Raw genomic sequence first — 11,288 nt, 5'->3', positions numbered from 1 at the left:
TTTGTAATTTATTAAACTTATAAACTATGGTAAACCAACTACATATACCGTAATTAGTCTTCAATCTTACTATCCTAAATCAATAGCTATGCCAGAATAAAACCAACCTTAAAAGTATCTCATATTTTTTAAGTCTTAAAAACTTTTGCTAAACATAAAAACAATTTTTACTGTGCTTATTTTTTAAAATCTTTTGCTTGAGCTGTATATTTAAAGGACTCACAAAACGTTAAGACGGCTTTATAATGTCTCTATTTTAACAACATATTAAAGAAAGTAGGTATAAAAAAACCTGCTGGAGCAGGTTTTTTTAATTTCATTATCGCACTAGTTTTTTATACTTTATACGTTTTGGCATTAAATCGCCACCTAAGCGTTTCTTTTTATTTTCTTCATAATCACTAAAGCTACCTTCGAAGAAGTACACTTCGCTATTGCCTTCAAAAGCTAAAATATGTGTACATATCCTATCTAAAAACCAACGGTCGTGACTTATTACTACAGCACATCCAGCAAAGTTTTCTAAACCTTCTTCAAGCGCTCTTAAGGTGTTAACATCAAGATCATTGGTGGGCTCATCTAAGAGTAAAACGTTGCCTTCTTCTTTTAGTGTCATAGCCAAATGCAATCGGTTACGTTCTCCTCCAGAAAGTAATTTTACGGCTTTGTTTTGCTCGCTACCAGAAAAATTAAATCTACTTAAATAAGCTCTAGAATTTACTTGGGTATTACCCATCATGATTAATTCTTGCTCATCACTAAAATTTTGCCAAATCGTTTTTTCAGGATCGATATTTGAATGACTCTGATCTACATAAGCAATTTTAGCCGTTTCACCCACAATAAACTCTCCCTTATCTGGAGTTTCTTCCCCCATTATCATTCGGAAAATAGTGGTTTTACCAGCGCCATTAGGACCAATAACACCCACAATTCCAGCTTGAGGAAGATTAAAGTTTAAATTCTCGTATAATAATTTATCACCATAAGCCTTACTCACACCGATGGCTTCAATAACATTTGTACCTAAGCGTGGCCCGTTTGGAATATAAATTTCAAGCTTTTCGTCTAATTGCTTTTGGTCTTGACTCATAAGCTTGTCATAATTCTTTAAACGTGCTTTCTGTTTGGTTTGACGGCCCTTAGCCCCTTGTCGCACCCACTCTAACTCACGTTCTAAGGTTTTTTGACGCTTAGAAGCCGTTTTTCCTTCTTGTGCCATTCGTTTCGATTTTTGATCTAACCAAGACGAATAATTTCCTTTCCAAGGGATACCTTCTCCTCGATCTAATTCTAAAATCCAACCGGCTACATTATCTAAAAAATATCTATCGTGCGTTACCGCAATTACAGTACCTTTGTATTGTGCTAGGTGATGTTCTAACCAATGCACAGACTCGGCATCAAGATGGTTGGTAGGCTCATCTAACAGTAACACATCGGGCTCCTGTAAAAGTAAACGGCACAATGCCACACGGCGTCGTTCTCCTCCTGATAATACCCCGATTTTTTTATCGGCCTCTGGAGTACGCAAGGCATCCATAGCAATTTCTAATTTGGTGTCTAGCTCCCAAGCATTCGAAGCATCTATTTGATCTTGAAGTTCGGCCTGTCTGCCCATAAGCTTCTCCATCTTATCGGCATCAGAATACACCTCTTCTAAACCAAACATATCATTTATTTTGTTATACTCATCTAATATGGCAACGGTTTCTGCCGCACCTTCTCGTACAACTTCCATAACAGTTTTAGTCTCATCAAGCTGCGGTTCTTGCTCAAGAAAACCTACAGAATAATCTTTGGAGAATACCACATCGCCTTGGTAATTTTTATCTACACCTGCGATAATCTTAAGTAAAGTAGATTTTCCAGAACCATTTAACCCAAGGATTCCTATTTTAGCTCCATAAAAAAAACTTAAATGTATATTTTTTAATACCGGCGTATTTGCACTCGGGAATGTCTTAGTAACCCCAGACATTGAGAATATAATTTTTTTATCGTCACTCATAAAACTAATCTTATTTTATTATTTATTTTTTGGCTTTAGCGTACTCTTAATTACACTCTACCCTTTAAAGCATTAAACACCCATGCGATAGCAAAAAAGCCAATACCTACAGAGGCAAACCCCCAACCAGCGACATCATCATATCTAAATGCTCCTAAAGCAATTAATCCTAATCCTACTATAATCATTATTGTGGTAGCCCAAGCTAAAACCGTATTTTTATTCATTGACATAATTTCGTTTTGTTTTTGTGTTGTTTAGTCTGGAAGCAAATATCGCTTTTTTTACATAAAAAAAACTTCTTTTGTAGGATGCTTTTTTAAACAAGCCACGGGGTAGCTTGTGTTTAATTAGAAGTTTTTGTTGTGATAAACCTTTAAAATAGCCTCTATTTATAACTGATAATATACAAAATTCTCTTTTAAATTAAATGCATTAATATGTAGAGACGTACTAGAATAAAACTACAAGGCTTTTGTAAACGTTTCTACTTTCGCTTTTAAATCAGAATTCAAAGTATCGTTGATGATTTTTCCTTCTGAAAAATTATCTGAAAAAGAAGGTAACGAAAACACTTCAACAATATTAGAGTCATGGCAAGGAAAGCGTTCTTGCGCCATAGCTAATACCGATGCACCACCTCTTGCACCCGGTGATGTCGCCATTAGTAACATTGGTTTTCCATTAAATACCTTCACATCAATTCTAGACATCCAGTCAAACAAATTTTTAAACGCCGTGGTATAAGCCCCATTATGTTCGGCTAAAGATAGTACCACCCCATCAGATTCTTTTATCAACTTTAAAAAATCTTGCGCGCGCGCTGGAATCCCTTCTTTCTCTTCTAAATCGATTCCAAAAAGTGGTAATTCAAAATCATTTAAGTCTAAAACATCAATGTTTACATCTTCAATCAAACTAGCGGCATAAATCGCCAACGCTTTATTTATAGAATTTTTACTATTACTTCCTGCAAAGGTAATTATATGTTTCATTCACGTAAATTTTTAGTTTAGCTACAAAAATAGTGAATTTATTTTCTTGATATTTTAAGTAGGTATTTAATTCTTATTAAAAAACACTAGTGTCCGATTAAAAATATTATAATGCTGTCCATCCTTTTAAAATTAAGAACTTTGCACGTTTTTTAAAATGTCTCCTTGCTTATTTGAAATAATTATTAAGATTTAAAGGAACTATTTTGTTAATTTAAAGTACCTCTGTTTATCAGTTAGTTAGAATCAAGTCTTGGTTCTTATGTCTATTAGCGAAGCGGTCTTATGTCTTTTGTTGGACATTAATGATTAAAAAAAATTGTGCATATCCGTTTTTCGTCATACGACGAAAAAATCTATGCTCGTCTGCGAAATCAGCGAGAAAACAAATAGTAGATACGGGAGAATTATCCCGCAGATTACCCAGATTTACCCAGAATAAAATTAATTATTTGTTTTCGTGATTGTGTACAGTTGTCATCATAAGTTACTAATTTATAGGTTGATGAAATTTAGCGGACAATCAAAAAAAGATTGTGCCTTTATTTTGAAAAATATCTTTTGTAAATTAGCGAGCATTAAAAAAACACTATGGATATTAACTTCAATAAAAACGAAGATCACAATAAATTACTGCTTTCTGAATTAAAAAAAAGACTGATAAAAGTTCAACAAGGCGGCGGGAAATCGCGAACTGAAAAACACCGAAGCAAAGGTAAAATGACCGCTAGAGAGCGTATAGACTACCTTTTAGACAAGAAAACAAAAGCAATTGAAATTGGGGCTTTTGCGGGAGACAACATGTACGAAGAATACGGCGGGTGTCCCTCTGGAGGTGTTGTGGTTAAAATGGGATATGTAAAAGGTAAGCAATGCATAGTTGTCGCTAACGATGCTACCGTAAAAGCTGGAGCCTGGTTTCCTATTACTGCAAAAAAGAATTTACGCGCACAAGAAATAGCTATAGAAAATAAACTTCCTATTATTTATTTGGTAGACTCTGCAGGCGTATTTTTACCAATGCAAGACGAGATTTTTCCAGATAAAGAACATTTTGGACGTATTTTTAGAAACAATGCCATAATGAGCAGCATGGGAATCACTCAAATTGCTGCGGTTATGGGTAGTTGCGTTGCGGGAGGTGCTTATTTACCAATTATGAGTGATGAGTCTATAATTGTTGATAAAACAGGAAGTATTTTTCTGGCAGGAAGCTATTTAGTGAAAGCTGCCATTGGTGAAACCATTGATAACGAAACCTTAGGTGGCGCAACAACCCACTGTGAAATTTCTGGAGTAACCGATTATAAAGCCAAAGACGATGCTGATGCTTTAGATACCATTAAAAGTATAATAGATAAAATTGGTGATTTTGATACCGCTGGTTTTAACCGAAGCCAAACGATAGACCCCAAAGAAGACCCGCAAGATATCTACGGTATTATACCGAAGTCTAGAGCAGATCAATACGATATGTATGATATTATAAAGCGGTTGGTTGATAACTCAGAATACGACGAATACAAGGCGGGCTACGGTAAAACTATCATAACCTGTTATGCTAGAATTGAAGGATGGGCCGTTGGCATTGTGGCGAATCAACGTAAATTAGTAAAAACCAAAAAAGGCGAAATGCAATTTGGAGGGGTTATTTACAATGACAGCGCAGATAAGGCCACCCGATTTATTGCCAATTGTAATCAGAAAAAAATACCTCTAGTATTTTTACAAGATGTTACTGGTTTTATGGTTGGAAGCAAGTCTGAACATGGGGGAATCATTAAAGATGGTGCTAAAATGGTTAATGCAGTTAGTAATTCGGTCGTGCCAAAATTCACTATTATTATTGGTAATTCTTATGGAGCCGGAAATTATGCTATGTGCGGAAAAGCATACGACCCCAGATTGATTGTTGCTTGGCCAAGTGCCGAGCTCGCTGTTATGAGTGGTAACTCGGCTGCAAAAGTATTGTTACAGATTGAAAAAGCCTCGTTAGAAAAACAAGGTGAAGAAATCACGAAAGAAAAAGAAGATGCTCTTTATGAAAAAATAAAAGATCGATACGATAAACAAGTATCACCGTATTATGCTGCCGCAAGAATTTGGACTGATGCTATTATCGACCCATTAGAGACCAGAACTTGGATTTCTATGGGAATTGAAGCTGCAAATCACGCTCCAATTGAGAAACCATTTAACCTAGGCGTCTTACAAGTGTAATTAGATTTTAAAGGAAACAGGTTATCACAACTAACTCGAAACACTCTCTTTTTTTTAACTCTTACGTAGGGTTTTTCTGTTAGTATTTATAAATCTTATTTTTATATTTGTAAGATGACAAGCATAAAAGAAACGCATTTATATGCAGAAGTAATTAAAGAATTTACTTATCCCTTTGGCAATGTTTTTGTATTTAAAGAATTTGTAGTTTCAGAAATTAATGAAGGTCAAGTTTTTAATTGGGAAAAAGCGAAATTAATAGCTAAAGATGTGTTTTCTTTTTTAGACACCAATGGAGCAGATGTCATCTTTATTTCAAACAGAATTAACTCCTACTCGGTAGTCCCTTTAGATTGGTTAAAATTTTATAAACAACAGTACACTTTAAAGGCTTATTGCGTGGTTTCTCAAAACAAACGAAGCATTTTAAACACAAGGTTAGAAAGCCTATTTTATGCTAAAAGAATTAAACATTTTAATAGCATATTTGAAGCTGTTAACTTTATAAGAAAAGGGGTTATTGAAATATTATAATAAATAAAACACTGTGTTTTACTCCTCGTTTAAGAACTTCATCCTATTAATAAATGGCAGGACTTTAAAGGTTTAACCGCCATAATAACACATGTTATTTAGGCGCATTCATAAAACGTTAAAACCTTAGTAAAACCGATATTTTTTTCGTAAATTGAAGTAAATAAAAACCCCGAAAAAGGCCATTAAGAGCCAAAAACGGGGTTTTCTTTTATCTACAATCATGAAAATACAAAGAATTAGTGAATTACAGCACGAATTTTCATTTTTATCTGCTACTGAAAATTTTGATGCGTTTTATACCCGTTTTTTAAAGAGTGACCTAGGGAAGATTTACTTAGCTATTCCCTGGAAATCTTTAGTCGAAGCTTTTCAGATTAAAGAAAAAGCATTTGGTTCAAAAATGATCTTTAGCCCCAAGGGAAGAATCGCACTGATGTTTTTAAAGCATTACACATGCAGTTCTGATAGGAAGCTGATAGAACAGCTCAATAGTAATATTGATTACCAATTTTTTTGTGATATTCATTTAGGGTTTTCTAGGATTACGAATTTTAAAATAGTTAGTCAAATACGCTGTGAACTGGCAGAAAAACTCAAGATTGACGCATTAGAAAAGTCACTTTATAAACATTGGCGACCCCATATAGAAAATAAAAATCAAATCACAGTTGATGCCACCTGCTATGAGAGCGAGCTCCGTTATCCCACGCCTCAAAAGCTCCTATGGGAAGCTGTAGATTGGTTGTATAGGCAGCTAAAAAAAATCTGTAAGGTTTTAGGTTTAAAAATGATGCGCACCAAGTATATAAAATGGAAAAAGCGCTATTTTGGATTTAGTAAAATGCGCAGAAAAACCAACAAGAAAAGAAAGCCACTTACCAGGGCGTTATTACACCTATTAAATAAGCTTATAGGCTTTGAAAAAGAGCTTCGCACTTCTTATAAACTTGAATGTCGTGTAGCTTATTTTAGAAGAGTCGCTACTATCAAAAAAGTATATGCGCAGCAACAGCAATACTTTGAAACAGGCGTATCACCAAAAAACAGAATAGTAAGTATTGCGAAAAGTTACCTTAGACCAATAGTGAGAGGAAAAGAAGTAAAATCTGTTGAGTTCGGAGCCAAAGTAAACAAGCTGCAAATAGACGGTATCAGCTTTATAGAGCATTTAAATTTCAATGCTTTTAATGAAGGTACAAGATTAAAGAAAACCATTTACAAAGCACAATCGCTTACAAAAATAAAAACAAAAATAGTAGGAGCCGATGCTATTTATGCCACCAATATGAACCGCAAATTTGTTACCAAGAACAATATCAAGACGGACTTCAAGCGTAAAGGCAAGCTTCCTAAAAACTATCAGCAAGAAAAAAAACTCAAAGCATTAATTGCTAAAGAGCGAGCTACTAGGCTAGAAGGTAGTTTTGGAAATGAAAAAGAGCACTATCATCTCAAAAAAATAAAAGCCAAGACGAAAGCTACTGAAAAACTATGGATCTTCTTTGGTATACATACCGCCAATGCTCTGGAAATAGGTAGGAGAATACAAAATAATCTAAACCAGATGGCCGCATAAATTTAAGAGTTAAAACATCATGGGATAAGTATGCCTTGTCGGTAATAAAAATATAATTTTTGACCCAAAAACTTAAAAAAGAAAACCCAAGACTTAAAAATGAATTAAATCTTGGATTTTTTTTATCGATAACATTCATCATGGGTTAAATTCTGAATGTGCCTATTTAGCACAGTAATACCAAATTTCAACTCGCCAATCTGTAAAACTTTAGGCTCATTTTTTCCACTTGATATTACAGCCTATACTAGGTTTTTGTTCTTTTGTGTTTTCTTTATTAGCGATAACACAATCAATCGCATATCTTAGATCTTTTCCTGTAACAGGCAAGTTGTTGCCTGGTCTAGAATCGTCTAGTTGCCCTCTGTATTTTAATTTTAAAGCCGAATCGAACACATAAAAATCGGGGGTGCAAGCTGCCTGATAAGCTTTTGCTACTTCTTGAGTTTCATCATACAAATACGGAAATGGATAAGCTTCGCTCTCTGCCTTCGTTTTCATGTTCTCAGTTGAATCTTGAGGATAATTTACCACATCGTTGCTAGAAATAGCAATAAACGACACCCCCTTATCTGCGTATGTGTTAGCTATAGAAACCAATTGAGAATTTACATGTACTACAAACGGACAGTGGTTACAAATAAACATAATTACCGTCGCTTTTGCCCCTTTAAGAACTTGAAGCGATAATGTCTTATTAGATACTGTATCTAACAACTCAAAATCTGGAGCAGTTGTTTCCAGAGGTAACATATTTGATGGTGTTTGTGCCATGACTTTGGTTTATATCGTTTTTGTTATATTTTTAAAGTTATTAAAACTTTTCAAAAAATATGATTACATCCTTTTTGAAAAGTTTTTTAGATCTCCCCGATTTTGTTCGATGGCCATTATAATTCATTTCTAAAAAAAACAGCGTTCATTAACAGCTTATTTGTACCATACCAAAAAGCTCTAAAATTGGTATTATCGGTAAATGCGATTACTTTTCCTTTGCCCAAATTTTTGGTTTGAAAAGGAACAGTTTCAGACAACAACTCTAAATTTGGTTTAGAGATATACCCGCTTAAAAGTGGATTTTTAGTATACTTAATAGGGTTGTTATAACTTATAGAATCTGCCTTTATAAAAACGGTAGTATTTCTAAACAAAGAGATCTTGTCGTTTTTATAACCAAAATTTACAGGGTGAGATCTGTCTATTTTTGCTTCAAAAATAGCACCGCCAATAACCTGAGCTCCTTTAAAATCACTTTTTTCTTCAAAACTTATATTTTTTGCCTCAATATTGGTTTTTTCAAATTCTAAATCAATGAATTTTTGTTCTTTAAGCCATTTTACCGTATTTCTGTAACCGATTACAGTTCCTCCATTTTTTACCCAGGTCTTAATCTTTTCAGTATTAGACTTACTAAGAGAATTCATGTTGGGAATAATAATGGTATTGTATCGATTTAAATCTGCACGGGCAATCGTTTTGGTATCTAACTTTGTGGCTTTAATATTAAAACGTGTATCGAATAAATGCCAGATTTCTCCAGCATCGTAAGATGTTATACCGCTGCCAACTAACAAGGCAATCTTTGGTTTTTTTAGGGTCCTGAAATTTCTACTGCCTAAATCTACACCTTCGGCTAAACCCGTATTTAAAGCATCGATTTGTACATGACTTTCTTTAGCTATTTTGTTTAAAAAACTAAATAACTCGGCTTGATTTAACTCTTGATTTTGCACTGGAATTAATAATGTACCATAGTCGTAATCTTTATTATTTATAGTAAACCTTTTTAAGGCCACTTTTGTTCGAACACCTTTATTTAATAATTCGTTAAGCACTTTTGGTGCGTAATATTCATGCCATTCCATGACATAAGCATAACTGCTCGTACTAGACACATGGCCCTCTTTAGGTTGTAAATTAATAACTTGGGCTCCTAAATTATTGGTTGAGACATTTTCGGCATAATCAACATTAAACGCCAGTGGAAAAGACCAGGCTGAAATATCGTAGAAGATACTATCTTGAAACGTAGTACGGGTTTCAAACATGGCATTGATTAATCGCGTGTTTTTCTGATTTTTAGGAACTATATAACTGTATCCTTTTTTAAAACGCTTTCCATTTACAGTAAAATCTTGCTTTATGTCATGGAATTTAATGTTATGTCTATTTAGTATTTCTGCTAAATGATAGGTTTTTGCAGCATCTTTTTCGTCACCAAAAACGATAGCTTTAGATGCTTGTTTTGCCGCTTCTTGTCTAGCTTTTTTATAAAAATCGTGTTGGTAGTTTAAAATAACTTCACGCATATGCTTTGCCGCCTTCAAGGTCGACAAGGCCGTAGTAAGCTGATTTCTAATAGTAAAAGGAAAAGTTAAAATACCATTTTCGCTTTCTTGCATATGACCTCTCGAGCTGGCTTGTTCGAACAGAATCCCGATACTGCCATTTATATCTGGAAATGTCGACCCTTTACCGTAATAAAAATCATCGAAACTTTCTTCGCTGTAATATAAAGATCCAATCTTATCTAAGGCTTCGGCATGAAAATCGGCGATTCTTCGTGTGAGTTCTTGGTTAAATTTGGGGGTTAGCGGATGTGTTCTTGAAGGAATACCAGGCTGAAAGAAAAACGTAGCATTGGTTCCCATCTCATGGTGATCGGTTAAAATATTAGGTAGCCACTTATGAAATGTTTTAATTCTCGCTCTCGATTCTGGCAATTGCGTAGGCAACCAATCTCGGTTCATATCAAACCAATAATGATTTGTTCTACCTCCTGGCCAAACCTCACTATATTCTCTATCGTTTGGATCTGGATTTAAGTTTATATTTTTATTCGTGTTTGCCCAATACGCAAAACGCTGTAAACCGTCGGGATTATAACAAGGATCAAGCAAAATAACCGTATTATCTAATAATTCAGTTATGTAATCACCCTCTGCTGCTGCTAAATAGTAGGCTGCCAATAAAGCCGCATTAGAGCCACTAGGTTCATTACCATGAATTGAGAAGCCTTGGTAAACCACAATGGGTCTATTGGCCACATCAGCGGTATTACGGTTTGTGGCCTCAATATGTTCTTTTTGAATGGCCTCAAGGTTTTGATGGTTTTTAGGCGAAGTTATTGTTAATAATAATAGCGGTCTATCCTCAAAAGTTTTGCCACGGTCTTCTATGGTTACTCTGTCTGATGCTTCGGCTAGGGCATACATATATTGAACTAACTTATCGTGCGAGACGTGCCATTTACCAACAGGAAACCCAATACTACTTTCTGGTGTGGGAATACTCTGGTTGTATTTTATATCTTGAGGAAGATAGTAAGATAAGTCTTTGTTTTGCGCTATTACCATTAAAGGCGCTACTAGTAAAAAAAATATAATCTTATTCATGGTTAGTTAGTTTATACGCTAAATATAAAAAAACCGTTACAATTAATTGCAACGGTTTTTACTTTTTAAGGTTTCTTTACATTAAATGTCTTCGAAATCTATATCTGTGAAGTCACTAGGACTCTTCAATTCGTTTTCTGTGGTCGCCGGGGCATTATCGAATTCTTTTTTAAAATCTTTTTGATGACGCTCACTTATCACTTCATCACCTTTCTCTTTAATAATATAATCCGTCATTTCAGCAAGAATATCTTTAAACTCTGCAAAATCTTCCTTGTAGATATATATTTTATGCTTTTTGTAATGAAATGAGCCATCATCATTTGTAAACTTTTTACTTTCTGTGATAGTAAGATAATAATCTTCCGCCTTTGTTGCTCTTACATCAAAAAAATATGTACGTCTTCCAGCTCTTAGCACTTTAGAAAAAATTTCCTCTTTCTCCATCATATCATTAATATTCATAATTGTTTAAAAATTTATAGAATTGTAAATTATTTGAATCAAAAATCTAAAAAAAACATCTATTAACCAACAAATAATGAATTTTCTTT

9 protein-coding genes are annotated in these 11,288 nt (G+C 34.3%); 3 read left to right on the top strand and 6 right to left on the bottom strand.

Annotated features, from left to right (window positions below):
• Positions 1 to 319: 319 nt before the first annotated feature.
• The 3 genes from ettA to FEZ18_RS12525 all read right to left on the bottom strand — a co-directional run bounded on the left by ettA (position 320) and on the right by FEZ18_RS12525 (position 3,006).
• Positions 320 to 2,011 carry an energy-dependent translational throttle protein EttA gene (gene ettA, locus FEZ18_RS12535; protein ID WP_153268633.1) on the bottom strand — a complete coding sequence of 564 codons (1,692 nt, stop codon included), beginning with the start codon at positions 2,009 to 2,011 and terminating at the stop codon, positions 320 to 322.
• 50 nt (positions 2,012 to 2,061) lie between these two features.
• Entirely contained in the window at positions 2,062 to 2,244 is a 183-nt protein-coding gene (locus tag FEZ18_RS12530; protein WP_153268632.1) for a CAL67264 family membrane protein, read from the bottom strand.
• Positions 2,245 to 2,475: 231 nt separating this feature from the next.
• Entirely contained in the window at positions 2,476 to 3,006 is a 531-nt protein-coding gene (locus tag FEZ18_RS12525; protein ID WP_153268631.1) for an NADPH-dependent FMN reductase, read from the bottom strand.
• Positions 3,007 to 3,597: 591 nt separating this feature from the next.
• Between FEZ18_RS12525 and FEZ18_RS12520 the strand changes: the two genes are divergently transcribed.
• The 3 genes from FEZ18_RS12520 to FEZ18_RS12510 all read left to right on the top strand — a co-directional run bounded on the left by FEZ18_RS12520 (position 3,598) and on the right by FEZ18_RS12510 (position 7,339).
• Positions 3,598 to 5,226, top strand: a complete 1,629-nt coding sequence (locus FEZ18_RS12520; protein ID WP_153268630.1) for an acyl-CoA carboxylase subunit beta — start codon at positions 3,598 to 3,600, stop codon at positions 5,224 to 5,226.
• A gap of 114 nt (positions 5,227 to 5,340) precedes the next feature.
• Complete coding sequence (locus FEZ18_RS12515; RefSeq protein WP_153268629.1) at positions 5,341 to 5,760, top strand: hypothetical protein; 420 nt, start codon at positions 5,341 to 5,343, stop codon at positions 5,758 to 5,760.
• 223 nt (positions 5,761 to 5,983) lie between these two features.
• A complete protein-coding gene (locus FEZ18_RS12510; RefSeq protein WP_153266853.1) occupies positions 5,984 to 7,339 on the top strand; it encodes a transposase in 1,356 nt (451 codons plus the stop codon).
• Between the two features lie 216 nt (positions 7,340 to 7,555).
• On the opposite strand, the gene FEZ18_RS12505 is transcribed toward FEZ18_RS12510, so the two are convergent.
• The 3 genes from FEZ18_RS12505 to FEZ18_RS12495 all read right to left on the bottom strand — a co-directional run bounded on the left by FEZ18_RS12505 (position 7,556) and on the right by FEZ18_RS12495 (position 11,199).
• A complete protein-coding gene (locus tag FEZ18_RS12505) occupies positions 7,556 to 8,113 on the bottom strand; it encodes a thioredoxin family protein (RefSeq protein WP_153268628.1) in 558 nt (185 codons plus the stop codon).
• A 116-nt stretch (positions 8,114 to 8,229) separates the two neighbouring features.
• Entirely contained in the window at positions 8,230 to 10,734 is a 2,505-nt protein-coding gene (locus FEZ18_RS12500) for a M14 family metallopeptidase (RefSeq protein WP_153268627.1), read from the bottom strand.
• Positions 10,735 to 10,815: 81 nt separating this feature from the next.
• On the bottom strand, positions 10,816 to 11,199 hold the full coding sequence (locus FEZ18_RS12495) for a PUR family DNA/RNA-binding protein (protein WP_153268626.1): 384 nt from the start codon (positions 11,197 to 11,199) through the stop codon (positions 10,816 to 10,818).
• Positions 11,200 to 11,288 lie beyond the last annotated feature (89 nt).

Source organism: Oceanihabitans sp. IOP_32, assembly GCF_009498295.1.
In the GTDB taxonomy this organism is placed as follows: domain Bacteria; phylum Bacteroidota; class Bacteroidia; order Flavobacteriales; family Flavobacteriaceae; genus Wocania; species Wocania indica.
Note: the sequence above shows the minus strand (reverse complement) of the source record. Positions and strands in the feature narration are given on the sequence as shown.